This window comes from Streptomyces sp. NBC_01077 (genome assembly GCF_045162855.1).
Classification (GTDB): Bacteria; Actinomycetota; Actinomycetes; order Streptomycetales; family Streptomycetaceae; genus Streptomyces.
Window position 1 is genome coordinate 1,585,981 of the sequence record NZ_CP108669.1, and the last position, 25,923, is coordinate 1,611,903.

The following is a 25,923-nucleotide window of genomic DNA, read 5'->3' on the forward strand; positions in this document are numbered from 1 at the left end:
TTCCGGCGCCGGTCGTTACCGGCGGCCGTGGACACGGACGTTGGCGGCGGACAGGTACAGGGCGTTCTTCAGCTGGAACGGCGTCAGCCGCGGGCGGCTCGACAGGATCCGCGCGCAGAGCCCCGCGACGAACGGGGTGGCGAAGCTGTTGCCGGACGTGCGGATCGACGTACCACCGAGCCACGCCACCTGGACCCTCTGGCCGGGGGCGAAGAACTCCACCGGGGGCTCGGGGTTGTAGAGGTGGAGGTCCGGGTCGTCCTCCTGGTGGCTGCCGACCGAGATCACCGACGAGAAGCGCCAGGGGAAGCTCTCCACATGCGTGTTGTGTGCGGAGGCGACGATGACGGTCTGCTGGAAGTACGCCTCGTCGGCCAGTCGGCGCAGTTCCTCCACGAAGCGGCCATGGCTGGTGGAGAGGCTCAGGTTCACCACGTCGAACCGCTGGCGCACGGCCCACCGGATCCCTTCGAGCAGGATGTCGCCGCTGCCGGAGAACCGCTCGCCGAGCACCCGGATGCTGGACAGCTCGCAGTCCGGGGCGGTGCGCCGGATGATCCCGGCGCAGGCGGTGCCGTGACCGCAGGCATCGCCCTCTTCGGTCTCCTCGACGTGGACCCCGTCGTCGTCCTTGAAGACGCGCCAGGACTGGGCGACGGGGCCGACCATGGGGTGGTCCTGTTCGACGCCCGAGTCGACCACGCAGACGCGTACGCCACGCCCGGTGCCGCCGAGGAGACCTCCCTCGGGCGATTCCGGAGGGTGGTCGGCCTCCACAGGTACGTCGGCGGGGCCCCGTCCTCGCAGGCCCCAGGTGAGTCCGGCGGCGGGGGCCGGTCGCTGGCCGAGGGTCATCGCGGTGCCTCCTTTCCGCTTCCGTGGGTGGGTGGGACGGCGGGGCCGTGACCGAGCGGGCCGGCGTGACCCCGCGAGGCCGCAGCGGCAGTCATGGCCTCGGCCTCGCGGACGGCGGGGAGGTGGCCCTTGGCGGCGAAGCTCCGACGGGCGCGCGTCGCCGCCTCCGCCGCATCGGCCGGGCGGCCCAGCGCGAGGGCGGTACGGGCCGAGTCGAGGGCGGCGAGGCCCTGGACGATGGGCGAGTCGGTGCGGGCGGCGGTGGCGAGCGCCCGGGCGGCCAGCCGGGTGGCGGCCGCGGAGTCCCCTCGTACGGCGGCGATCCGGGCGCGCAGGCCGTCGAGATCGGCCGACTCGGCGCGCGGGCGGGCCGGTTCCGAGCGCTCCGCCGTCGGTTCCAGCTCGGCGAGGGTGTCGTGTGCGGTACGCCAGTCGCCGAGGTCGAGGCGGATGCGGGTGGCGTCGACGAGGGCACTGCGCAGCAGCCCCGTGGCGCCCAGTGCTCGCGCGGCGGCAGCGGCCCGCTCCAGGCTGAGGAGGGCCTCCTCGTGGCGGCCGGCCAGGTCGGCCACGGTCGCGGCGAAGATCGGCAGGAAGGCGTCGGTCTCGGCATAGCCGAGCCGGAGCGCGAGCTGTTCCGCCTCGGTGAGGCAGGCGAGCGCCCCGTCACGGTCGTCGTGGAGGGCAAGCACGACGGCCAACGGGCAGTTGAGCGTCAGCCGCACGGCGCGGCGGCCGGCCCCCTGCTCGGCGAGGAGCGCGCGGCAGCGGACCACGGCGTCCGCGACGGGCTGGGGGCCGCGCCAGAGCGACACCCCGGTCGCACCGAGGGCCGCGGCCCGCTCCGGCTCGGCGTCGGCCCGTACGGCGTGCCCGAGGGCCCGGTCGAGCAGCCGCTCGGCCTCCCGGTGCCGGCCCTGCTCCTGAGCGTGCTGGGCGAGCCGCAGGCAGGCCCGGGCCTGCCCGAGATCGTCACCGGCGGCAGCGAAGACGGGCAGGGTGGCACGAGCGACCTCGACCGGCGACTCACCCGGCCCCGTGTGAGCGACCTCGACCGGCGACCCACCCGGCCCCGTGTCCCGCCCCTCCCGGGCACCGCTCCGAGCGACCGGACTCACGTCGGCGCACGGACTGCCCCCGGACGGGGCCGCCTCGGCCGGGCTCGCCCCGGGACGGCTGCGCTCGGGCCGGCTGCCCTCCGAACGCCTCCCTGACGATCCGCCGACGGACGCCAGGCCCAGACGGGCGTGCGCGGCTTCCACCGCGTCCGCGCCTGCCGCCGGGGCCTCGGCCAGGACCGCTTCGAGCAGCGCCCTGCCTTCCGGAACCCGCCCCAGGTCGAGCAGCGTCTGGCCGAGTCGCCGTCGTGTCGCCGTCCTGCCGGGCTCGCCCGCCGTGTACCGGGCCGTGGCCCTGCCGAGCAGATCGGCGGCCCATACGGGGTCGGCGTGGGCCAGCGCGAGGCGCCCGGCCTCGGCGAGCGCGTCGGCGGCGCGCCGGCGCAGCCCGTCGGTGTGCGCGTCCTGGGCACCCAGCTCGAACCGGTAGCGGTACGCCTGTTCCAGATGAGCCCCGACCGCGGCGCTGCCCCTTTGACGGACCGTTTCGAGGCGTGCCGCCCGTTCGTGCCGGTCGGCCCGGTCCTGCTTGGACTGGCTGGTGTGGACGACCTCCTGGACGAGCCCTCCGGCGAAGCGGAACGCCCCGCCGTCCGGCCTGATCAGACGGTGCCGGACCAGCCGGTGCAGGGTGGTCCGGAGCTCGGACGGGGTCCACGACTCGGTGGGATTTCCGCCGAGCGCCGCGAGTTCGTCGGCGGTGAAGTCGCCACCGAGGACGGATGCCAGGCCCAGGGCCCGTTGTTCGGGCGGTTCGAGCGCGTCGATCCGGGCGCCGATCAGGGCCTGGAGCGGCAGCGGGACACTGTCCGCGTCGACGGGGTCCCCCGCGACCAGCAGTTGCTCCAGGTGCAGCGGGTTTCCGCCGACCCGCGCCAGGACCTGAGCGGCGAGCGGCTCGCTGTCGGCCGTTCGCCCGGTCAGCTCGGCCGCGAGGAGCTGTGCGTCGGCGTCGGAGAGACCGCCGAGCAGCACGGCGTCCAGGGCGAGTTCGGGGCGCACGTCGAACAGGTGGGGGCGAGTGAGCAGGACGACGAGGACGGCCGCGTCGGTGAGTGCGCGCTGAAGCCGGTCGAGGGCGTCGAAGAGCGGCTGCGCGGCCCAGTGGCAGTCGTCGATCACCAGGACGAGGGGCTGCGCCTCGGACAGCTCGGCGAGGACCTTGGCGAGTGCCGCGCAGGTGTCCGCCGGGGACGGGTTGGGAGTCCCGTCGAGGAGCAGCCCCTGATGGAGCAGGTCGAGTTCGGGGGACGGTACGACCGTGCCCACGCGATGCAGCAGGCCGGCCACGGCGTCGGCGAGCGGCCCGAGACTGGGCTGCTCGCCACGGGCCCGACAACGCCCGACACCCTGAAGGGGGCCACGGGCTGCGGCATGCGCCGGCGCGGGTGCCGGGCCGGAGACCGGGACAGGGGCCGAGGTCGTGGCCGAGCCCGGGGCCGGGGCCGACCCCGAAGCAGGTGCCGGACCCGAGGCCCTTACTTCGGCCAGGCCTTGGGCCCCTTCCGGCCCCGTCGCGCTCGACGTCGCCCGGTGGAGCCACTCTCGTACGAGGCGGGTCTTGCCCTGGCCCGCCTCACCGCTCACCACCAGTCGATCGACCCGGCGGGTGCGGACCACCCGGTCCAATGCCTGGTCCAACAGCGCGAGTTCACGTCCGCGGCCGACGAAGCCGACGTCGAAGCGGCGGAGTGTCTCCGGGGCGGCCTCCTCGTCCAGGCCGATCAGGCGGTGCGCCGCGACCCGGTCCCTCTTGCCCTTGAGCAGGAGAGGGCCGGTCTCCGTCGTCCGGATCCCCGGCCCGGCGGCCGACAGGGTGCCGGGCCCGATGAGGATCTCCCCGGCGGCGGCGTTCTGTTCGAGGCGCGCGGCGACGTTGACCACCTCGCCGGAGACCATCGCCTGCCGCTGCGTGGCCGAACCCGTCACCGCCTGCCCGGTGTTGATCCCGATCCGCATCTCCAGCCGTACACCCACGGCCTCCTCAAGACGCGCGTTGAACCCGGTGAGCGCCTCCCGCATCGCCAGGGCCGCGGAGGCCGCCCTCCGGGCGTCGTCCTCCCGGACCGTCGGCACACCGAAGACGGCCATCACGGCGTCCCCGATGAACTTCTCCACGGTGCCGCCCTGCTCCTCGATCCGCAGCCGCATCAGGTCGAACCAGCGGAGCGTGACCGACCGCAGGGTCTCCGCGTCCAGCGCCCCGGAGAGCGCGGTGGAGCCGACGAGGTCGCAGAAGAGGACGGTCACCACCTTGCGGCCGGTCGGCCTGGCCGTGACCGGCCCGGGGGCGCACGGACTGCCGCAGGAAGGGCAGAACCGGGCTCCGGGCGGCAGTGGGCTCCGGCACGAGGCGCAGGACATGGATTCCTCCGGTGGGCGGGGGACGGCGGGGGCTGCCGGGGTCAGAACAGGGCGCCGCCCGCCACGTCCGCATGGGCCTGCACCTCGGGCGCCGCCGCGTCGAGCCGTCCCCTGATGTCGACGAGCAGCGCCAACTCCTCCGGGGTCAACGCCCGGACGACTTCCTGCTGTTCGTCGCTCAGGGCGTCGACGTCGAAGCCGGCGGCGGCCAGCGCCTCCAGGCTGGGCCCGGGCCGTGAGTCGCCGGTCGAGGCGCTGCCGTGCGCAGTGGCGTTGTCGGTCATGCGTGTCCTCCGGGGTCTGCGGCGAGGGCGAGGAAGAGCCGGGTCAGCAGGTGGGCCGTGTGCAGCGCGCTGACGGAGACCGCGGTCTGCTGGGCGGGGGTGGGCGCCAGCCCGTCGAGCACCCGGTGCAGGTCGTCGAGGTGGCCGCCGTCGAGCTCCGCGTGTTCCCTGAGAGTGCGGAACGCGCCGCCGGGCAGTCCGGTGACCTCGGTGAGGCGGTCCGCGAGCCGGGGCCCGGGGGCGTTGCCCTCCAGGACCGCGATGTAACCGAGCAGCGTGACGGGATGCTCGTGTTCGATCCGGTAGTACTGCGCCCCGGCGAGCTCCACGACGACCGGGTGCGGCACCGCGGCCGGACCTGCACCGGCGGCGGCCAGGTCGTCGAGCAGCCAGGCGTCGTGGTCGCGTTCCTCCTCGGCGTGGCGGATGTAGTACGCCGCCAGGCGCCGCGCGGCCGGGTCGTCCCGCTCGGCGCACCGCTCGGCGGCCCGCACGAGAAGCGGCACCGAGGCCCGTACGAGTGGATGCATGGCGGCCAGGTAGCGCACGTACCGCTCCCGCAGTCCGTCCGGTCGCCAGAGAGCGGAGGTCGCGGCTCTCAGGACGGGCGTGGTGGGCGAGAGTTTGGTCCGGAGCGCGAGGGATGCGGTGGCGTTCATCGGCAGCTCCTCTCCTCTGCAGTGAGCGACGCGCGGGCGGGCAGGGGCTCTGCGGCGGGCAGGGACCCTCCCGCCGGGGACCCTTCTGCGGGCAGGAGTTCTTCCGCGGGCAGGGGCTCTTCGACGGGCGCCAGTTCTTCTTCTGCGGGCGGGAGTACGTCGCCGGCCGACGGTTCGACCAGGTGCGCGTATCGGGCGCAGCCCATGCGCCGTACCAGAGCGGCGGGTCCGGCCGCGCGCTGCTGCTCCGTGGTGAGCCGGTCGAGGAGTTCACCGACCCGGCCGCCGGCGTCGCGCGCCGCACCCGCGAGGACGCCCGGCCGGTCGGCGAGCGCGTGACAGCTGCGGCAGTAGCCGGCCGGGGCCGGCGAGGTCTCGTAACGGGCGTGCAGCCGCCGGGGTCCGACGGCGCGCAGCATCCGCAGCACCGGGGAGCCGAGGGAGCGCTCGCGGACGGCCGGCCAGTCGTCGTCGGCGATGTGTCCGAGCCGCAGGTGCCGGGGTACGGGACGCAGGTCGACCGTCCACTGGTTGCAGCAGGCGGCCACGGTCCCGTCGAAGGCGACCACGGGCCAGGCGGCGAGGGCGCACGGCGTCGCCAGGGTGCCGTCGGGTCCCGACGGTGTCGGCCGGACGAGGCCCACCGCCCGGCCGAGCGGCCGGACCTCGTTGACCAGCATCGGCATCCGGGCGCCGAAGACCCGGCGTACGTCGGCGACGACGTCCGTCAGATACGGGTCGTCGGCGTCCGTGCCGGTGAGGTGGATGCTCGTGTCGACCCCGGCGTCGAGTACGGCACGGAGGGCTCGCAGCACGTCGGCGCGCGGGACCTCGCGCTCGTGGTGGACGTCCAGGCTCGCCGAGAAGTGGTCGAGGGCCGTGATCGCTCGCATGATCCGGTCCGGAACGCGTCCGCCACGGGCGAAGAACATCCCGCTGAGCAGCGCGACCCGGGATCCTTTGGCGCGCGCGAGGCCGGCCAGGCGGGTGACCGGTTCCGGCAGCAGAAGTGGCTCGCCGCCGGTCAGCATGACCACCTCGGGACGGTCCTCGGCACCGAACGAACCGATGAAGCGCAGGAGTTGCTCTTGGTCGGGCGCCTCGGAGACCGACAGCGAGGAGCCCGTCGAGCAGTGCGCGCAGCTCATGGGGCAGCGGCGGGTGAGCGCCACGAGGAGACCGCCACAGGGCACCGGCCGCAGACCGATGAGCTCCGCCAGGTCCATGTCCGCCTCCTCCTCGGTGAGTGTCGGCTCCGCACTCGTACCGCGCGCGGGGCGTGCCTGGATCGTGGTCCCGGTCGGCAGAATTCCGGTTCACGAACGCCTGGGGATCGGTTAATGCGCAGGTCCGCGTAGGCGCGGACGCGCTCACGCCGGCCGGACGCGGCCGCGTGGCAGGGCGCGCGGCCCGTTTCCGGGGTCGTTCCCCGCCCGCGTCGTCGGCGTATACCGGCGTCGAACCGACGACCAGGCGTTCCCATACCGCCGCTTCGTACGTTTTTCTCAGCCGGCGCGGCGACGCCGTCAATCGAGGAGGACGAACATGCCCGAGAACACGAACCCGAAGCCGATCGAGGACGAGGACATCGAGGTCGTGGCGCACGGTGAGGACGAGGAGGCCGAGGCCGGCTGCATCGTCAACAACTCCAGCGACATCTCCTAACGCGACTCGTCGCGTCCTGAGTCCTGAGTACCTCGCGGGCCGCCCGGTTCTCGGCAGATCGTGCCAGGAACCGGGGGGCCCGCGGCCACTCGCCGTCCCACGTCCACCGCCCGCCGGATCCCGAGGGAGCGCGCGTCGTGAAGATCCTGCTCTGCCCGCTCAGCGACGGCGGCTATCTCTACCCGGCGATCGCAGCCGGGCGCGAACTGCGGCGCCGGGGCCACCAGGTCGGCGTACTGGCCAGGTCCTCCGCCGCGCCCGGCGTGGCCGAGGCCGGACTGCCGTTGCTGACGGCGGAGGAGTTCGGTGGCCCTCGGGCGTTCTCCGCCACCTGGTGGGGTGAGACCGGTGCGGCGCAGTACCGGGCGATCCTGCGCGCGGCCCGGGAGACGCAGGCCGATCTCCTCGTCACCTCGGTGCTGTGCAACGGCGCCCTGCTCGCCGCCGAGGCCCTGGACGTTCCGGTGGTCGTGGTCGGGCTCTCGGTGCACCTGTGGGACTACCGCAGGGGCGGCGACGGGGAGCCGCACCTGGGCAGGACCCGGGAGAGCCGGACCCTCGACTGCCGAGCCCTCTACACGGCGACGCGGGAGGAGATGGGCCTGGCCGGGCGTGCCTCCCGGTGGGACGACCCGCTCCTCGGCGACGCGCTGTTGCTCCGTGGGGATCCGGAGCTCGAATTCCCGGACGCGGAACTCCCCGAGCGGGTACGGCACGTGGGACCGCTGGCCTGGGAACCGACTCCCGGACGGACGGAGGTCGAAGCGGTCGGGGATCACCTGGCGCGGTCCGGCAAACCCGTCGTCTACGTCCACCTGGGCCGCTTCTTCGGGGGCAGGAGCCTGTGGCCGCGGCTCAACGAGGCGTTCACCGGGGGACGGTTCCAGGCCGTGGTCGAGCAGGGCAGGTCCACCGACCCGCGCCCCGCTCCGGACGCCGACATCGTGCTCGTACGCGAGCCGTGGATGGGTCCGTTCGTCGACCGGGCCGAGCTCGTGCTGGCCAACGGAACCTCCGCACCGGTGCTGTCGGCCCTCCTGCGCGGCCGTCCCCTGGTGCTCTCGCCCAACGGATCCGAACAGCCGCTGCTCACCGGCGCCTGCGTGCGGGCCGGTGTGGCCGTGCGCGACCCGAAGACCCCGTCCGTGGACCTGTCGGCGCTGCTGGAGTCGGCGTGGCGCGACGAAGGCCTGCGGACCCGAGCCCGCGCGCTCGGCGCCAGGCTGGCCGCGGTGGACAGCGCGGCCCGCGCGGCCGACATCGTCGAGCGGGTGGCTCAGGCATCCGCGACCCCGAAGGAGAACCATGAGTACGCGATCAGTCGGCCTCGATGAGGCCGTGGCGAGTCTGTCCATGGGTGCGCGGCACTGGATCGCGCGGCATGCGGGGTACCTCGACTCGCCCGCCGGTCACGCGGAGCTGCCGGTGACCCCACGCGTCAAGGCCCTCCTCCAACTCGCGCTGCTCTGCCGCTACTGGGGGAAGTCCACGCCCGCGGAGGCCGCGCTGAGCGAGGCCACGTCGATCGTTGAACGGGCCTGGCAGCGACCGGACTTCCCGCATCTCCTCACCCTCGACCGACGCTACGCGCGGCAGTTCGAGCTGATGTACGCGGGGCTGGCACCGGCCGGGACCACTCCCCGTACGGCGTCCTCCCCCGCCGGAGCCGTCACCGACGCGCCCCGTGCCGTCCTCGACCGGCTGGCGGGCGACGGCTATCTGGCACCGCGCCGGAAGCCCCCGTATCTCCATCTGGAAGCCAGGTTCTACGCCGATCTCGCGGGCGCCGACCATGAGTTCGCCTCGTACGAGGAGCTGTACGCGGCCAGCCTGCCGGCTCGCGCCGCCACCCTGCCGGTGGCCGACCTGGACGTCTGCGTGGTCACGCACACCGTCTTCTACCTGAGCGACTTCGGCTTCCGCGATCCCGGCCTGACCGAGGAGTCCCGGGAGCAGGCCCTCCAGGTCGTGGAGCGGCTCACGCACCATTGCCTGGGACTCGGCGAGTGGGACCTCGTCGGCAAGCTCGTACTCGCGCAGTACTGCCTCGGCGCGGATCCCCTGAGCACGCCCTCCGGGGCGGCCGGCATCCGGATGCTCGCCGAGGTCCAGGCGCCGGACGGGGCGATCCCCGGGAAATCCGTCGTGAGGCGCGCCCCGGCGGACGCGACGCCCGTGGAGTACTTCAGGAAGTCCTACCAGGCGACCCTCGTCACCGCCCTCGCGACGCTGATCGTCGCGAACGGCCGTCCCGACGGGCGCTCCACCGCAGGAGCATCGGCAGGACGGGAGGCGACACGGTGAGCATCGACCAAGCAGCAGGCGTCGGCCAGGCAGTGGGCATCGGCCAGGCAGTGGGCATCCGCGACGCGGCAAGCTCCGGCCAGGCAGCGAGCCTCGAACGGCCGGCAGCGATCGGTGACGCGGCGAGCCCCGACCTCGCCTCCTCCGGCGCCCGTCTCCTCCGGGGCGAGCGCAACTGGTGGTTCCTCGGCCCCGGCGGGGTGGCCCGTCTCGGCGCCCGGCACGTCACCGGCGACGGATCCCTGCACCCCGAGGCGGAGCAACGGCTGCGCGACAGCGGCATGTTCACCCCTGCCACCGTCCGCGCCTACGCGCTGACCGTCCTCACCAGCACCCACTGCAACCTGGGCTGCGGCTACTGCTTCCAGAACACCGCCCAGGACCTGGCGGGCGGCAGCCGGCCGCCCCGGATCGCCCGGACCCGACTCACCTCGGAGACGATCACCTCGATCCTCGGGTTCACCGAGCGCCAGATGGCCGCCGTGGGCCTGGAGAAGCTCAGGATCCTCCTCTTCGGCGGCGAGCCCCTCCTCAACCCGCGCGGCTGTCTGGAACTCCTGGAGCGGGCCGCGGACATCGCTCCCACCTCGGCCTGGATGATCTCCAACGCCACCCTGCTCACCCCGTCCCTCGCGCGCCGGCTCCACGACCGCGGGCTGACGTCCGTCCAGGTCACCTTCGACGGCGACCGCGACGACCACGACCGCATCCGGGTCGGCAGGGCGGACGGCAGCGGCACCTTCGACAAGATCGTCCGCAACATCGTCAAGGCCTCCGAGGTCTCGCCGCTCCGGTGGACGCTCCGGGTGAACGTCTCCCAGGAGACCTTCCACGGGGTCGACGCGCTGATCGACCGGCTCGCGACCGCGCTCGACCCCGCACGGTGCACGCTGTACTTCGCCCGGGTCGGCGACGTCGGCGTCGGATACGCCAACAGCCTCCTGCACACGGGTGAGCTCTCGGCCGCCTTCACCCGGTGGCAGCGCCGGGCGCTCGACCTCGGCTTCACCGTGAACCGTCCCGGCGGCCGGAAGACCTGCGTCACCTGCGGTCACGCCGACGGCCGCTACGGCGCCGTCGTGAGCGCCGACGGGACCCTCGCCAGCTGCTGGGAGACCGCCGGCAAACCCGACTGGGAGGTCGGCACGGTCGCCGACGGCTACCTGCCCAGCGCGGTGACCGGCGACCGCTGGATCGCCTGCCAGGACCTCTACAGCTACGACGAGGACGCCCGTACGCTCGCCAGGTTCCGTGACACCGTCGACACGGCCCTGCTCGACCACCTGCACGAGACGGGGCGCCTGTAGCCATGCCCTCACCTCTGGAGCAGCTCTCCGCCGGCGCGCTCGACTGGCTGGGCGGGAACCTGGACCTCTTCGACCCGTTCTCGGCGGGCGCCCGGTCGGCGACGCACGGAAAGGCGAAGGCCGCACTGGAGTTGGGGCTGCTCTGTCACCGCGCGGTACGGCCGAACGACTCCTCGGACCCCTTGAGCGGGGCGGCGGCCCTCGTACGGAAGCTCTGGCAGGATCCGGAGTTCCCGCGGCTCTTCGACGACATCCCCGCGTACACCTCCACGTACCGACTGATCTACGCCGCGCTCGCCCCCGACGGGATCGACGACACGCACTGCCGGGCGGCGCTCGCGCTTCTCGGCCCCGACCTCCTCTCACCGCGCGGGAAGTCGCCGTACCGGCGCGTCGAGATCCGTTACTACGCGGACAAGGCCGGCGTCCGCCACGGCATCGAGCCGTACGCCGAACTCCTCCCGCAGAGCCCGCTCGTCGGCCACCACACGGCCGGACCCACCGACGCGGCCTCGAAGGACGCGGTGGAGCCGCTCACCACCCCGCAGGCGTACGCCCTGACGCACACCGCCTTCTACCTCGGCGACTTCGGCCGCGTCGCCCCCGGCATCGTGGACGGCGTCCTGGAGCACGCACGGGACCTGGTCCGCCGCATGCTGCTCCACTGCGTCGAGCACGACCGCTGGGACCTGGCCGCGGAGCTCGTCCTCACGCAGTTCGTCCTCGGGGAAGATCCGCTGCGGACGCCCTCGGGAGCCGCCGCCGTGGAGTGCCTGGTGCGCGCCCAGCGGCCCGACGGGGCGATCCCGGCGCGGTCGGCGGCGCTCATGGCGTCCCCGTCGGCCACGGTTCCGACGCCCGCCGGCGAGTTCTTCCGGAAGGCGTACCACACGACCCTCGTGACCGCTCTCATGGCGTCGATCGTCTCCTCGTCGAGGCGGCCGTCATGACACCGCGCCTCATACTGATCAACCGCGACTACACCCGGCTCTGGTTCGGTCAGGCCGTCTCGTCCGTCGGGGACGCCGTCTTCAGCACCACCCTGGTGCTGTGGGTGGCCACCGTGCTGGCGAAGGGCGAGTCGTGGGCGCCGATGGCGGTCAGCGGCGTCCTGATGGCGTCCAGCGTCGCCGTCCTGGTCATCGGCCCCCTCGCGGGCGTGTTCGTCGACCGTTGGGACAAGCTCGCCACACTCCTTCGCACCGAGGTCGTGCGCGGAGCGCTCGTGGTGGTGCTGACCGTCGTCTCGTTCCTGCCGACCGACGCCCTCCCGGCAGGGGTCTGGCTCGCCCTCGTCTACACGACCGTGCTCCTGCTGCACGCGGCCGGCCAGTTCTTCTCACCGGCGCGCTTCGCGATCCTCGCGGATCTCGTGAAGGGGGAGGCCAACCGCGCCCGGGCGGCGGGCATCGGCCAGGCGACCGGCGAGACGGCCTGGATCATCGGCCCTCCGATCGCCGCGCCGCTGCTGTTCACCGCCGGAATCCAGTGGGCCCTGCTCTTCAACGCGCTGTCCTACGCGGTGTCGTACGTCGCGATCCGGTCCATCGAGGTACGTCCGCAGGCCCCCGAAGCAGCGGGGAAGAACCCCGCCCGCAAGCCCCCCGGGAAACAACAGACGAGTCTGGGCCGGGAATTCGCGGACGGCGTGCGCTTCTTCGCGCGCAGCAGGTTCCTCGTCGCGCTGCTTCTGCTCGCCGTCATCGGGCAGTTCGGAATCGGTGCGCTCAGCACGCTCAACGTCTTCTTCACCACCGACAACCTTCACGCGGACGCCCATCTCTACGGATACATCGGCATGGCCATGGGAGTGGGCGGTATCACGGGCGCGTTGAGCGGGGGCCGCGTCGTGCAGTGGCTCGGGGCGCGGCGGAGCACCTGGATCAGCCTCCTGGTGAGCGGTGTTCTCCTGATCGCCTACTCCCGGCAGACCACCTTCCTCGGCGGCATCGCGCTGCTCTTCGTCTTCACCGTTCCGCTCACCGTGCTGAACACGGCGATGGCACCGCTGCTGCTCGCGGCGGCGCCCCCGGACTTCCGCGGCCGGGTGATGGCCGTGTTCTATCCGGTGACGAAGCTGGCGTCGATGCTCGCCGCGGTCCTGTCCGGCTGGCTCGCCGGCTCCGTCCTGACGGACGTCGCGGGCTCGGTCGGTGGTGTCCGGTTCGGTCCCATCGACACGATCTTCGCGGTGTCCGGGGTGATCGTCGTCCTGTCGGGCGTCTTCGCGTGGCTCGCCCTGCCGGGCACGGAGACCGCCGAGACGACCGCGGAGAGGTCCGTGGAGGGCGCCGGGACCGGTGCCAGGAAAGACGCCGGGACAGCCTCCGCGGTGACCGTCGACGTCACTCCGCCGGCCGGGGCCCGCGGCCACCGTCCGCCCGACCACGACCGAGGGAGCCCGGAGTGACCACCGACGCCCGACCGACACGGCGCCCGTACCCGCACGCGGAGCGGCAGGACGTCGTCCAGGAACTCCACGGGTTCCGCGTCCCCGACCCGTACCGCGGGCTGGAGGACGCCGAGGCGGCCTCGACGCTCCGCTGGAGCGCGGAGCAGGAGACGCTGTACGCGGCGGAGCGGGCGGCCTGGCCCGACCTGGACCGGTGGGAGGCGGAGGTGGCGGCGCTCGGCGCCGTCGACCGCGTCCGGACGCCCAAGGTCCGCGGCGGCAGGGTCTTCTGGCTCCGGCAGGACGCGGGCCAGGAGCATCCGGTGCTCGTGGTGGCCGAGGCCGGGGCGGGCACGGCGGAACGGGTGCTGCTCGACCCCAGCGCCCTCGACCCGTCCGGTCGCACCGTGCTCGACGCCTGGGAGCCGTCCGTGGAGGGCGATCTGCTGGCCTGTCAGGTGTCCCGGGACGGCACGGAGGACTCGCTGCTCCGGGTGATCGACGTGGCCACCGGGGAGGTCGTGGACGGGCCGCTGGACCGGGTGCGGAAGTCGTCGATCGGCTGGCTGCCCGGCGGTGCCGCCTTCTACTACGTCCGGCACCTGGACCCCCGGCTGAACCCGGGCGAAGGGCGCTACCACCGCCGAGTCTGCCTGCACCGGGTCGGAACCTCACCGGACGCCGACCCCGTGGTCTTCGGGGAGGGCCGGGACAGAACCCAGTTCTACAGCGTCTCCGTGACCGCGGACGGCCGCTGGCTCGGCATCACGGCCACGCTCGGCACCGGCCGCGGCACCGACCTCTACCTCGCCGACCTGTCCGCCGCCCCGCTCGACCGCCCGCTGCTCCGGCCGGTTCAGGAGGGGATGGGTGCCGCCACCCGCCTGCACGCGGTGCCCGGCACCGGGCCGTCGGACCGGGTATGGCTGCGCACCGACCGCGACGCCGCTCGCGGTCGCGTCGTCGCGTGCCGGCCGGACGAACTCCACCTGGGCCCAGACGCCTGGGACGAGGTCGTCCCCGAACGGCACGACGCGGTGCTGACACACCTCGTCGTGCTCTCCGGTCCGGAGCTGAAGCACCCGCTCGGCCTGGCCGCCTGGACGCGCGACACGGTGGCCGAGGTGACCGTGCACGACCTGGTCGAGGGCCGGCAGGTGGCCACGGTCCCGCTTCCCGGCACCGGCGCGGTCGGCGATTTCTCGGCCGGTGCGTCCGGCAGTCACGAGGCCTGGTTCGCGTACACGGATTTCGTCACTCCCGTGCGAGTACTCCACTTCGACGCGCGCACGTACCGCGTCACGCGCTGGTCGCGGGACGCCACCGCAGCGCCGCCGGTCGGCGGCGCTGCGGTCGGCGGCGCGGTCACCCGCCAGGTCGCGTTCCCGTCGCGGGACGGGACGACGGTACGGATGTTCGTGATCTCCCCCACCGGACGCCCGGACGGGCCGCGCCCGGCGCTCCTCACGGGGTACGGCGGCTTCGGCCGCACGATGTCGCCCCGCTACCGCGCCCAGGTCCTGGCCTGGGTCAGGGCGGGTGGGGTGTTCGCCTGGGCGGGGCTGCGCGGCGGCGGTGAGGAGGGCGAGGCGTGGCACCGGGCCGGCAGCGGGGAGCACAAGCAGAACACCTTCGACGACTTCGCCGCGGCGGCCGACCTGCTGATCACGGCGGGCTGGACCGAGCCCGGCCGGCTCGCGATCATGGGCGGTTCCAACGGCGGGCTGCTCGTCGGCGCGGCGCTCACGCAGGAGCCGGGGAAGTACGCCGCCGTGGTGTGCTCGTCACCGCTCCTGGACATGGTCCGGTACGAGCTGTCCGGCCTCGGCCCGAGCTGGACACCGGAGTACGGCAGCGCGCAGGACCCGGCGCGGTTGCCGGTGCTGCTCGGTTACTCCCCCTACCACCGCGTCACGCCCGGGACCGCGTACCCGGCGGTGCTGCTGACCGCCGCGGACGGCGACACCAGGACCGACCCGCTGCACGCCCGCAAGATGTGCGCCGCACTCCAACACGCCTCGTCGGGCACAGGCCCGATCCTGCTGCGGCTGGAGCGAGGAGTCGGCCACGGCGACCGCTCCGCGTCCCGCGCGACGGCCCTCCAGGCGGAGTGCCTGGCCTTCCTGGCGACTCATGTGGGCCTCGGGGCGCCGGGCTCCCCGTAGCGGAGGGCGCGGCCGTCGGTGGATCGGAGCAGCCGCAGCGGTCAGCAAGCCTCTCGGGCGAGATCCTCGAATGCCTCTCTCGTCATCGTGCCCCGGTGGGTGAGAACCTCTCCGGCCGGCACCCCTGCGAGTTGTCGGGCGTCGAACGTCACTGAGGCTCTGTAGGCATAGGAGTCACCGGGATCGGCGAAGTCGAGCTCGTACGAGTAGCCCGGTCGCAGCGTCTGCTGACCACGGGTCTCGGCCGCCCACTGCGGGGGCGGCGCGAACAGTGGAAAGTCCGCCGCCTTGTGCGCACCGCGGGTTTCCCAGCCGATCCAGGGCTCCTCCGTCGGGGTCGCTTCCGGTGCGGTGCCGTGCGCCGTGCCGGGCGTGGCCTCTTCCGTAGCACGCGTCTCGCTGCCACGCAGGCCGGGACCCCGCACCAGACCGTCGTTGTCGCAGGATCTCAGCAGCGCGTGCGCGGTGCCCTGCCGGTCCACGTACACCGCCGCGAGCGGTCGTAGCTCCGGCGAACACCCCGCCACAGACAGCATGATGGCGCCACTCACCACCGCGACACGGCATCCGCGCCCTCTCGTGCCCGCCCAGACCCCCACGACCCGCTCCTCCCGTACGCGTCCGCCCGGCCCGAAGTCTCGCATGCGACGATGCACGGGGGCGCCGGACCGGTGGCTGTCAGGGCGCACCGCTCACCACCCGCCGCCGCTACGTCAGCACCGGGGTCCCGTAGCCCGCGCCCCGTGCGTACAGCCGCATCAAGTGCGGCATGTCGTACTGCGCCGCGTGCGCGGTGACCTCGCCGCCCGGCGACGTGACCATGCCGGCGTCGATGAGCGCCTCCACCACCCGCACGGCGTGCCGCTCGTCGCAGCCGAGGGCCTCCGCCGCCTCCGTCAGGCCGAACGGGCCGTCCCCGGTGCCCGTGGCCAGGCGTCCCGCGTCCCGGCCGCACTCCTCCGGCAGCGTCTCCCAGCCGCGGGCCAGCCACTGCCGTACCGACACGTCCCCGGAGGTCAGTTCGTCCAGGGCTCCTCCGGGGTCGGTCAGCCGGTCGGCGAACTCCCTCAGCGGTACGTGGCGGAGCACCGCGAGCCGCATCCCGCTCACCCGGACCGCCAGCGGCGATCCGCCACACGCGCGCACGATCCGCAGCGCGGCCTCCCGGTCCGCCCGCACCCGCCGCCGGCCGACGAGCCCGGCAAGGAGTTGTACGGCCTCGGCGGTGTCGAGCGGCGGGACGGTGACCCGGTGCACGGGCGCCAGACCGCCCAGTTGCCCACGCGCGGTGAGCAGCACCCTGCCCCGTCCGCCGCACGGGAGCAGCGGTCGTACGGCGCGTTCTTCGGGCACGTCGTCCAGGATCACCAGCACGCGGTGGTCCGCCAGCCACTGCCGCCACGCCCCGGGGCCGGAGAGGCCGGTCTGCCCGGTTCGTTCGCCGAGCTCCGCGAGTACGGCGGTGAGCGGGCGCGTACAGCCGTCCGCGTCCCGGAGGGAGACGCAGAACCGCCCCTCGGGGAACGGGTTGCCGAGCAGGTGCGCCGCACGTACCGCCAGCGTGGTCTTCCCGGCCCCGGCCGGCCCGGAAAGGAGCACGACACCGCCCGCGTCACCGTCCTCCAACAGGTCGAGGAGGTAACCGAGTTCCTCCCCCTGCCCGGTGAAGTCGACGAGGTCCGGCGGCAGTGCGGTCGCCGGCGGCCGGTCGCCGACGGGCGCCCCGCCCGGCGCTCCGGCAGCCGCGGCCGTCCCGACCCGGGGCTCCCCCGCGAGGATCGCCCGGTAGCGCGCGGCCATGGCACCGCTCGGCTCCAGGCCCAGTTCCCGGGCGAGCAGCTGCCGGTAGTCGTCGTACACGGCGAGCGCCTCCGGCTGCCGACCGGACCCGCTCAGCGCGCGCATCCAGGCGGACCTGAGCCGCTCCCGCAGCGGGTGCCGCTCCACCAGATCCCGCAGCCCCTCGACCACCGCTGCCGAGCCACCCAGCTCCAACTCCGCCTCCGCCCAGCTCTCGTACGCCGCCAGATGGCGCAGCCGCAGCCGTTCGGCCTCCTCGGCCAGCGTGGGCGACTGCCGGAGGTCGTCGCCCAGCGGCGGCCCCTGCCAGAGGTCGAGGGCCTGCCGCAGCAGTCGGGCGGCCGAGTGGGACGGCTGCCCCTCGGCGGCCCGCACCAGGGAGCGGAACCTCAGGAGGTCGAGTTCGTCCTCCGCCACGCGCAGTACGTATCCGCCTCCGGTGTGCGTGAGCCGGGGCCGATCCCGGTCGTCGCCCTCCCCGAACAGCGCGCGCAGGGCGCTGACGTACACCTGGATGTTCTTGCGGGCGGTACGCGGGGGCTCCTCCGGCCATACCGCATCGGTCAACGCGTCCACGGAGACCGGGGAGTTGGCGGACGCGAGCAGGGTCGCCAGCACCATGCGCTGTTTCAACGGGCCGAGGGGCAGGGCCTGTTCGTCCCGGTGGACCGCGAGCGGGCCGAGGACGGAGAACCGGAGTGTGCCGGGTGACGCTGCGGGCTGCGCGGACGGACTCGGCATCGAGCGAACCTCCGTATGGGGACGGGAGTTGGTCGGTCCGCCTGATGATCCACCGCCCGAGAGTCTTCACACATCGGTGCCGGACCCTCACAGTCGCGCCACAGGCGACCGTGTCCTGGGGGACCGGACCCCCATAGGGGCGGGAACTTCCCCCATTCCGGGTCCGCCGACCCCCTACATCCCTGGTCCGCCACCGGGGGCAGCCCCGACCTGTTGCCCCCACCTGGGGTGGGACAGTCCCCGGGCCGCCCGCCCACCCGCCCGCCCGGATCAGCCCGACGGCGACCGGGCAGAGGCACGTGACGCTCCCTCGTCCTCCGCCCGCTCCGCCGACAGCGCGCACAGCGCTGAGCGGTCCAGGCAGCCGGTCTTGGCCATCAGGCTCGCCATGTGCTTCTCCACCGTCCGGGGCGAGATGCACAGCCGCTGGGCGATCTGCAGATTGCCCGGCCGTTCCATGAGCAGCACGAACACCTCGTACTCGCGCGGGGTGACGCCTGCGGTCCGCAGCTCCGCGGGGATCCGCTCCCGGCCGCCCCGCCGCTGCGGAACGCTGACTCCCGCCTGCCGCAGGACCGCCCGGCAGGCGCCGGCCACCGGTTGGACGCCCGCCTCGTGGAAGTACTCCTCGGCGGTCCGCAGCCACGCGACCGGTTCGCCCCAGGAGTCGGCGAGCGCGGCCTCCGCGACCAGCCGCAGGGCGAGATGCCAGGCCTGCGGGAACACGGCCGCCGCGCGGCCGGCCTCCGCCACGGCGCGCCGCGCGCCGTCCCGGTCGCCGTCCCGGCCGCGCAGGACCGCGTCCGCCATCCCGAGGAACATCCGGTTCCAGGCCAGCTGCCCGCCCGGTGAGGCGAGCGCCTCCCGATAAGCCTCCCGGCCCCCGCCACTACGGCCTCGCGTACCGTCGCCATCGCCGTCGCCATCGCCGTCGCCGTCGAGGATCCGTAACAGCGGGCGGAGCCCGTACCGCCCGCTGAGGTAGAAGAAGCTCGGGTGCTCCCGCTCCCAGGCCAGGGCCGCGTCGAGCTCGGCCGTCGCCCGTTTCCGGTCCTCCGCCATCAGCGCGCCCACGGCCTGGCACAGTCCGCGCTGCAGGGGCACGAGCATCGACTCCTCGCCGCCCGCCCGGCGGAACCGGACGAGGGCCCGTTCCTGCTCGCGGACCCGCCCCTGGTGGGCGGCGAGCGTGGCGTCGACGAGCAGCAGATAGCGGTGTGCCGACAGGTTCTGGAGGCGGGCGCTCGCTTCGACGGACCGATCGACGATCTCCCGCGCCCGGTCCCATCGTCCACCCAGCACGCTCTGCATGGCGAGCAGCCCGTCGACGGTCTGGAGCACGGCCAGCGAACCCAGTTCATGGGCCGCCGCGCGGGCGGTCTCCAGCTGGGTCGCCTCCCCGGTCCTCATGAACGCGTTGGTGCCGAGCCGCACCAACGCCTCGGCCCGGGACACCGCGAGCCGGTGTTTCTCGGCGACCTCCAGCATGCGCACCAGGCAGGCGTCGGCCTCGTCGAACCCGCGCTCTCGCGACAGCAGGGCGAGGAGTTGCCACGCCTGACAGGCCACCACGGGCCGGCCGCGTTGTTCAGCGGTGAGTGCGGCGCTCCTGGCGGAACGTTCCGCCTCCTTGAGCCGCTCGCGCCCGTCCCGGCCCGCGGAGCCACGTCCGTCGCCCCGGCCGTCTCGGCGATCCGGCTCCGGCAGCAGCGCCAGATGGCCCTCGACCACCACCAGCGCCGCCTCCTGCTCCGGGCGCGGCTCGGCCCCGAGCAGCGCGCGGGCCGCCCGGATCCGGCGGCGTGCCTCTTCCTGCTGCTCTGCCATGGTCGCGACCCACGCGACCTGGGTCTGCGCCTGGGCCCGTTCCTCCGCCGCGCGGGACCCGGCGGGCACCGGCGGAAGGTCGTCGAGCAGTGCGGAGGCCGCGTCGACTCGCCCGGACTCGGCCTGGGCGATGGCGAGTTGGACTGTCACCTCGTCCCGCTCACCGTCGGCCGCGAGCCCCCGAGCGCGCTCGAGGAGCACGGCGGCCGAGCCCGACGCACCGGCGTCCAGCATCTGCCGCCCCACCTGGGCGAACTGCCGGGACGCCGCCACCTTGTCACCCGCCGCCAGCCGCAGGGTTGCGACCAACTGACTCTGCTCCCCGGACAGTTCACCCGACAGATCGCTCGAGTGACCAGTCGAGAGCGACACACCGGCGGACTCCTCGATGGCCGAGGCCGCACGCCGGGCGAGCGCGGCCTGTTCGGCGGGCGGCAGCGAGGCCCTGAGCGCGTCCGCCGTGAGGACGTGGCGGAAGGTGTAGTGGTCGTGGGCGGCACCGTCCGGGGCGATGATCCCCGCCTCGGAGGCGGACCGGAGGTGGGCGAAGAGCGCCCGGTCGTCGAGACCGGTCACCGCCCTCAGTGCTCCGACGGAGAACCGGCCGCCGAGCGTCGCGGCGATGAGCAGCAGTTCGCGCACCGGTTCGTCGAGCCGGGCCAGCCGGCGCGCCCAGCTGCGTACCGCGCCGGTGGGTACCGTCGCCTCGCCGTGATCGGCGAGGAGCCATCCGCCGTCCGCCCTGCTCAGCCGCCCCATGTCCAGCAGGTCGGCCAGCAGGACCTCCACGAGGTACGGGTTCCCACCCGCGCGCTGCGAGAGGTGCCGATGCGCGTCCGGGGGCACTTCACCGGGGGCCGCGTCCAGACACGCGTCCACCATGTTCCGTACAGCGGTCTCGCCCAGCGGCCCCAGCTCCGTCACCGAGGCGGTGTTGCGCAGCTCCGCGGCGAGCGCGAGGTCCAACGCCGGGCCGGGGTCGGGCCGGAGCGTTCCCACCAGCAGGACCGGGAGGTCCGCCACGTTGTCGGCTACGTACTCGACGACCGCGATCGTCTCGGTGTCGGAGTCGTGCAGGTCCTCCAGGAGGATCACACAGCCCCGCTCGCGCCCCAGCACCGCGAGCAGTCTGAGCAGCGCCTCGGCCAGTTCGACGAGCGAGATCGCGTAGCCGGGCGCGGCCGTGGCGGACCGCCATTCCGGCACCAGACCGGCCAACGCGGGCCGGTAGGGGTCGAGTTCCGGGTCGTCCGGTGCGCCGGCCGCGCGGAACCGCGAGGACAGCGCCTCGACCAGCGGCCGGAAGGGCACGACGAGCCCGGTGGCCGTGGCACGGCCGCGCAGCACCGGCATGTCCCGGTCGTAGGCGCGGAGGGCGCACTCGCCCGCCAGCCGGGACTTGCCGATCCCCGCCTCGCCGACGAGGAACACGGCCCGCCCAGCGCCCTTGCGGGCGCTCTCCAGGGCCTCACCAAGTAACTCGATCTCGGCGTCCCGCCCCACGATGACCGACGACGTCGCACGCATGTCCGCAGGCTACTTGAACCTTTTCGCGCACGGCAGTGGGCCGGGGAGCCCCCCGGCCCAAGTCCGTTCGATCACGGTGTCATCCGCGCCCCGTCGCCAGGTGACCCGCCCGTTCTCCTCTCAGGACACCGTGATGGTGCCCGTGGTGTACGGCATGTCCCACGAGGCGACCGTGTCCGAGTCAGCCGTTCTGAGGAGCCGGCTGCGCCGCCCCAGCTGGCCGCCGGTGCCGAGCGTCACCTCGCCCACCGGGTCGTCCTGGGCCGCGGTCTCCGCGCCGGCGCCGCCGTTGACGTACGTCACCGAGTCACTGATCTGCATGGTCCTCACTCGTCCTTCGTGTCCGCGGGAGTGGTGGTCGTGCGGATGGTGCGGGTGTGCGTGTGGTGCGGATGGGCGTGTGGTGCGATGTGGCTGGTCGAGCGGACGGGGTGAGCTGTCGGCGCGTACCCCTGTCGACGCGCCCCGGTCGGGAGTCGTCGGTGTGTGGTCTGTGGTCCGTGGTCTTCGGTCGACGGCTTGGCTCAGCGGTCGTACGTGGTGCGGATGCGCTGTCCGTACACCCCCTGGGTGGCGTGGAGAAGGAGGAGCGACGGCACGCGCTCCGGGAACCCCGCCCGGAGGAGTCCGTGGCCGATTCCCGCGAGACCGGTCAGCAGGCCGGGGTGCGGGACTCCGTCCGGGGCGCCGCTCCTGGCACCGTTCTCCTCGGCGGAGGCGAGGAGGGCTCCGGCCCGGCGGATCCAGTGCGGGCGCGCCTCGGGAAGCGCGGTGTGGCCGAGGAGTTCGCAGATGCCGGCCTCGCCGTGGCACAGGCTGTCGTCGGGAGCCGGCCCGTCCTGGCCCAGCCGCTCGACGGTCCTGCGGGTCCAGGCCGCGAGGTACGGGTCGTCCAGGGCGCCGGGCGCGTCCAGCACGGCGAGCGCGATGCCGGCATCCCCCCGGCACCAGGCCGATGCCCGGGCGGTGCCCGCGGCTCCGACGCCCTGGGGGGAGGCGGAGGCTCCCCCGCGGCCCCCGCCCGGGGTAGGGGCGGGGACTCCCCTGCGGCCCCCGCCCGGTCCCCAGCCGTGGTCGGCCGCCGGGACCACGCCGGGTCCCCGGCATGCGTCCGGTCCACGGCCCGCAACCGATGCCGCCGATGCCTGACCCATGCCCGAGCCCGAGCTCAGGCTGCCGGCACGTCCCCGCGCCGCGTCCAGACCCACGCCCACGCCCGATCCCGGGCTCCCGTCCGGCGGCTCCCCACCGACGGCCGCCCGGATCGCGGACAGACCCGCGAGCCTGTACCGCTCGGCGGCCCGGCCCCCGGCCCCGACAGTGGCCTCGGCCTCGGCGAACCGCAGCAGGGCCCATCCGATGCCGGCCGCCCCTTCAGCGAAGCCCCTCCCGACGACGCCGAGATCGACACCCGTGGGACCGCGGTCCCTGGGTCCGACATCCGTGGGACCGGCGTCCGTGGGACCGGCGTCCGTGAGCACGGCATCGATCAACCGGTCCGCGCACCCCCGCGCGGCCCGGAAGATCTCCAGGCCCTCGCCCGCACCCACACCCCCACCCGCACTCCTCCCATGCGCGGCCAGCAGCGCGACAAGCCCGCCCGCAAGACCCGCGCCCACCCCGTGCTCCGGCTCGACCCGGGTCGCCGCGACGACCAGCCGCAGCGCGGCGGACGCCCAGGCGTCGACCTCCGGATCCTCCAGCAGCCGGGCCGTCTCGCCGAGGGCGTACGCGATGCCGCCGAGCCCCGAGAAGGCCCCCGAACCCACCGCACCGAGCTCCTCGGGCCTGGCGCGCAGCACGTCGAGCAGTCCGGGCAACGGCGCCAGCGCCGTACGGGCCGCCTCGGCATAGTGTCCGGCGCCGGTGAGGGCCGCCAACTGGGCCAGGAACAGCGCCGGTCCGGTGTAACCGTCGGCCAGGTCAGCCGCCATCGGACCGATCCGCCAGTACCGGTCGTCAAGGAGCTCCAGGCCGATCCAGTTGCTGCGCGGTCCTTCGCGGTACGCGAGGGAGACCAGCTGGTCCCCGACGGACCTGGCCGCCGAGAGCAGCCGCTCGGGCTCGGGGGCGCGGCCCGCGGTGCGGGTGCGCCGCCCCCCGGCCGGCCGGTGTGCGGGCGCGCGGGAGGTCGTCGCCATCGCGGCCCGTACGATCCATTCCTGGTCCTGTCGGTCGACCGTGTCCAGAGCCCGGAGCTTCGCGGCGACGCGGGTGATCCCCGGCAGGTCCGTGCGGTCGGCCGGCGGCTGCCCCGGCGCACCCCAGAGGTCGTCCCGGCCGGGCCGGGCAGTGAACAACGGCACGTCTCCGGCCCAGAGTTGGGCGATCTCCTCGTCGATCAGGCCGGGCGCGAGGACCGGGCCGAACTGATCGGTCCGCAGAGTCTCCAGCACCCGCTGCCGTGCGCAGGCGTCCTTCAGGAGACCGGGGTGTGTCGACTCGTCGAGCAGCATCGTGTACACCCAGGTGGGACGCACCACCACCCGCACCTCGTCCTCCTCGAACGCCTTCAACAGGCCTCCGCCTCCGAGGAGTTCGTGTCTGGCCGCGCCGATCGCCGTGTACCCGGCGCGGAACCCCGCGCAGAGCTCGTCGATGTGGGCGCCCGGCTCGACGGGCCCGCCGTCCGCCAGCCGCGGCCGGTTGGCGGATTCCCCGAACTTCCCTGCTCTGCGTACCAGTCGCATCCGGTCGGTACCGGCGTCGGCGAAGTCCGCGCGCTCCACGGGCGACACGCCCTCGCGGCCGCCGCCGACGGCGGACACGTCCAGCGCGCTGTGGTCGCCCACCAGGAGCTGAGGCAGCAAACCGACCCGGTACACGGAGTCGTGGAGCGCGCGGGCGGCGGGGTCTTCCGTGCCGGAGCCCGGCAACGGCGGGTGGAAGAGGGTCTCCACGTCGACGAGGACCGGGTGGGCGCCGACGGCGATCAGGTTCTCGTGGTGCAGGTCGGTCCCGTCGAGCAGGTGCAGCAGCGCGAGCAGCGCGCCCTGGCGGCGGTAGAAGGTCTCGATCTCCGCCACGGAGGCGCAGGGTCGCGCGGCGACGAACTCCACCCACCCGTACGCACCCCGGTCCAGCAGCCTCAGGGTGCGGAGGTCCGCGGAGTCGGGGAGCCCGTTGAACCAGCCGACGAGGTCGTTGAAGTGGCGGTGCACGGCGAGGGGGCGTGGCTTGTACACCAGCCGGGTCCCGTCGGCGAAGCGCAGCAGCATCACACTGCGCCCGCCCCGGTGTCCGTCTCCGGCGCCCGGCTCGATGCCCACGAGCAGCCCCGGGTCGCCACCGGATTCCTTGAGCAGGTCGGCGGTCAGCAGGGCGTGGTCGTCCGCCAGGCGTTCCAGCGCCTCCGCCACCGCGTCCGCCGCGTCGAGCGCCGCCCGCCCCAGGATCCGCGCGAGGACCGGCCGCCCGGCCAGCAGGTCCGACAGGCCGCGCCGGGACGCGGTACGCGCCAGGAAGTTCCGGAAGCGGGCCCCCGTGTCGTCCCCGTCGAGCCGCCCGGCGCTCCGCGCCTCGTGCAGCTCAAGGACCAGCGTCCGCGCCGCCGCCCGCGCCAGCCTCCCGCTGAGCTGCCGCTCCAGGTCACCCCGTACGGCGGTCATGTCCACGAGCTCGCGAGCCCGGCCCGACACGCGCCACTCCCACCGCTCCCCCGCGCAGGTGGTGAACGGCCTGAGGGCCCACTCGAATCCGCTCAGCCCCGGATACTCCTCCTCGGGCGCCGCGGCCTCTTCGGGTGCGGCGGCCACCGCCGCTTCGGCCAGGTCGGCCCAGTCCGGCCGCTCATCGTCCCCGCCGTCGTGGACCAGCCCGCTGTCCCACCACCGTTCGACCGCCGACAGCGAGGCCGTAGCCCGCTCGTGTCCGGCTCTCACCGCCATCGCCCCTCCTCGAACCGACCCGGCCCATCGCTCCGGGCCGTGTCCGATCCTGGTACGGGGGCGCCTCCGGGGCATGGGGAACAACCCCCCATGTTTTCCACCGGGCAGCGACACCGGACGACGGCTACGCGTGGGGGCGCCGGGTCCGCCTCGGGTCGGACGGGGCTCCGCCCTCCTGAAGAAGGTCAGGCGAGGTGCGCCAGCAACAGTTCGACGAGTCGTTCGGGACTGCGGAGCGGCAGGTAGTGGTCGGCGTCCGGGACGACCACGCCGTGGGCGTCGGGTATGCCCGCGACGAGCCGGTCGGCGATCGCTGCGATCTCCGGGTGGTCCTGGTCACCGTGGATGACCAGGGTCGGCGCGGCGATGTCGCAGAGTCGCGACTCGGCGTCGCGGTCCGGGAAGTGTGCGAAGAACGGTTCGCTCTTGACTCGGGATTCGGCGTTGTCCGCCACCATCGCCTCGATGAGCTCTCCGCCGGCGGCCGTACGGCCCAGCGGAGCCCAGATCGACAGTTCCAGCGCGGCCAGGGCCGCCGCGTCCCGCTGTCGGCGGGCGGTGTCGTAGGCCGAGGACTGCGGGTCCTGCGGCCAGACGTGCCCGCTGACCGACGCACCGACCAGGGCCAGCGCGCTGACCCGCCCAGGGTGGGCGAGCGCGAAGTCCAGCGCCGTCTCCCCGCCCATGCTCAGTCCGACCAGCGCGGCGCGATCCAGGCCGAAGTGGTCAAGGACGGCTCGCAGGTCCTCGACATCGTCGAAGGGCTGGTCCGGCAGGCTGGAACGCCCCAGACCGCGGGCGTCGTAACGGACGACGTCGTGATTGCGGACCAGCTCAGGAACAACCGCGTCCCACAGGCGGGCATCCATGCCCGCGCCGTGCAGCAGGACGACCGGGCCGCCGGTGCCGCGGCGTTCGGCCCGCAGCCGACCGCCGCCCGGGGCGGGAATGTCGACTTCGGCTGCGTCAAGGGGGGTTGGCCTGTCGGTGTGCGAGCTCATGACGTGATCATCTCAGAGCGCTCGATC

17 protein-coding genes are annotated in these 25,923 nt (G+C 73.9%); 6 read left to right on the top strand and 11 right to left on the bottom strand.

The window, feature by feature from the left end; translation table 11 throughout:
* Positions 1 to 15 precede the first annotated feature (15 nt).
* Genes OG462_RS07115 through OG462_RS07135 form a run of 5 tightly spaced genes read right to left on the bottom strand, consistent with a single transcriptional unit; the run spans position 16 to position 6,506 of the window.
* Positions 16 to 855 (bottom strand): S8 family peptidase, encoded by an 840-nt coding sequence (locus OG462_RS07115; protein ID WP_406055544.1) that lies wholly within the window; start codon positions 853 to 855, stop codon positions 16 to 18.
* Complete coding sequence (locus tag OG462_RS07120) at positions 852 to 4,337, bottom strand: adenylate/guanylate cyclase domain-containing protein (RefSeq protein WP_406055546.1); 3,486 nt, start codon at positions 4,335 to 4,337, stop codon at positions 852 to 854. Before OG462_RS07120 ends, OG462_RS07115 begins: the two co-directional genes overlap by 4 nt.
* Before the next feature lie 41 nt (positions 4,338 to 4,378).
* Positions 4,379 to 4,621, bottom strand: a complete 243-nt coding sequence (locus tag OG462_RS07125; protein WP_406055548.1) for an aroma-sacti cluster domain-containing protein — start codon at positions 4,619 to 4,621, stop codon at positions 4,379 to 4,381.
* Positions 4,618 to 5,280: a hypothetical protein gene (locus OG462_RS07130; protein ID WP_406055549.1), complete on the bottom strand. Its 663-nt coding sequence runs from the start codon at positions 5,278 to 5,280 to the stop codon at positions 4,618 to 4,620. The genes OG462_RS07125 and OG462_RS07130 overlap by 4 nt, the downstream gene beginning before the upstream one ends.
* Positions 5,277 to 6,506 carry a radical SAM protein gene (locus OG462_RS07135; protein WP_406055551.1) on the bottom strand — a complete coding sequence of 410 codons (1,230 nt, stop codon included), beginning with the start codon at positions 6,504 to 6,506 and terminating at the stop codon, positions 5,277 to 5,279. The genes OG462_RS07130 and OG462_RS07135 overlap by 4 nt, the downstream gene beginning before the upstream one ends.
* 576 nt (positions 6,507 to 7,082) lie before the next feature.
* On the opposite strand from OG462_RS07135, the gene OG462_RS07140 reads away from it, so the two are divergent.
* The 6 genes from OG462_RS07140 to OG462_RS07165 all read left to right on the top strand — a co-directional run bounded on the left by OG462_RS07140 (position 7,083) and on the right by OG462_RS07165 (position 15,113).
* Positions 7,083 to 8,279, top strand: a complete 1,197-nt coding sequence (locus tag OG462_RS07140; protein ID WP_406055553.1) for a glycosyltransferase — start codon at positions 7,083 to 7,085, stop codon at positions 8,277 to 8,279.
* On the top strand, positions 8,251 to 9,249 hold the full coding sequence (locus OG462_RS07145) for a DUF6895 family protein (RefSeq protein WP_406055555.1): 999 nt from the start codon (positions 8,251 to 8,253) through the stop codon (positions 9,247 to 9,249). The genes OG462_RS07140 and OG462_RS07145 overlap by 29 nt, the downstream gene beginning before the upstream one ends.
* A gap of 110 nt (positions 9,250 to 9,359) precedes the next feature.
* Positions 9,360 to 10,556, top strand: a complete 1,197-nt coding sequence (locus OG462_RS07150) for a radical SAM protein (protein ID WP_406066404.1) — start codon at positions 9,360 to 9,362, stop codon at positions 10,554 to 10,556.
* Positions 10,557 to 10,558: 2 nt separating this feature from the next.
* On the top strand, positions 10,559 to 11,506 hold the full coding sequence (locus tag OG462_RS07155; protein ID WP_406055557.1) for a DUF6895 family protein: 948 nt from the start codon (positions 10,559 to 10,561) through the stop codon (positions 11,504 to 11,506).
* Positions 11,503 to 12,966, top strand: coding sequence for an MFS transporter (locus tag OG462_RS07160; RefSeq protein WP_406055559.1), 1,464 nt, complete (start codon positions 11,503 to 11,505; stop codon positions 12,964 to 12,966). The genes OG462_RS07155 and OG462_RS07160 overlap by 4 nt, the downstream gene beginning before the upstream one ends.
* Complete coding sequence (locus OG462_RS07165) at positions 12,963 to 15,113, top strand: prolyl oligopeptidase family protein (protein ID WP_406055561.1); 2,151 nt, start codon at positions 12,963 to 12,965, stop codon at positions 15,111 to 15,113. Before OG462_RS07160 ends, OG462_RS07165 begins: the two co-directional genes overlap by 4 nt.
* Before the next feature lie 41 nt (positions 15,114 to 15,154).
* On the opposite strand, the gene OG462_RS07170 is transcribed toward OG462_RS07165, so the two are convergent.
* From OG462_RS07170 to OG462_RS07195, 6 genes are all read right to left on the bottom strand, one after another.
* On the bottom strand, positions 15,155 to 15,640 hold the full coding sequence (locus OG462_RS07170) for a hypothetical protein (protein ID WP_406055563.1): 486 nt from the start codon (positions 15,638 to 15,640) through the stop codon (positions 15,155 to 15,157).
* A gap of 181 nt (positions 15,641 to 15,821) precedes the next feature.
* A complete protein-coding gene (locus OG462_RS07175) occupies positions 15,822 to 17,654 on the bottom strand; it encodes a BTAD domain-containing putative transcriptional regulator (protein ID WP_406055565.1) in 1,833 nt (610 codons plus the stop codon).
* 270 nt (positions 17,655 to 17,924) lie between these two features.
* The gene (locus OG462_RS07180) at positions 17,925 to 21,008 is read right to left on the bottom strand and encodes an AAA family ATPase (RefSeq protein WP_406055567.1); all 3,084 of its coding nucleotides are present in this window, start codon (positions 21,006 to 21,008) and stop codon (positions 17,925 to 17,927) included.
* A 120-nt stretch (positions 21,009 to 21,128) separates the two neighbouring features.
* A complete protein-coding gene (locus tag OG462_RS07185) occupies positions 21,129 to 21,329 on the bottom strand; it encodes a hypothetical protein (RefSeq protein WP_406055569.1) in 201 nt (66 codons plus the stop codon).
* Positions 21,330 to 21,532: 203 nt separating this feature from the next.
* Positions 21,533 to 24,895 (bottom strand): type 2 lanthipeptide synthetase LanM family protein, encoded by a 3,363-nt coding sequence (locus OG462_RS07190; protein WP_406055571.1) that lies wholly within the window; start codon positions 24,893 to 24,895, stop codon positions 21,533 to 21,535.
* 185 nt (positions 24,896 to 25,080) lie between these two features.
* Entirely contained in the window at positions 25,081 to 25,896 is an 816-nt protein-coding gene (locus tag OG462_RS07195) for an alpha/beta fold hydrolase (RefSeq protein WP_406055573.1), read from the bottom strand.
* Between the last annotated feature and the right edge of the window lie 27 nt (positions 25,897 to 25,923).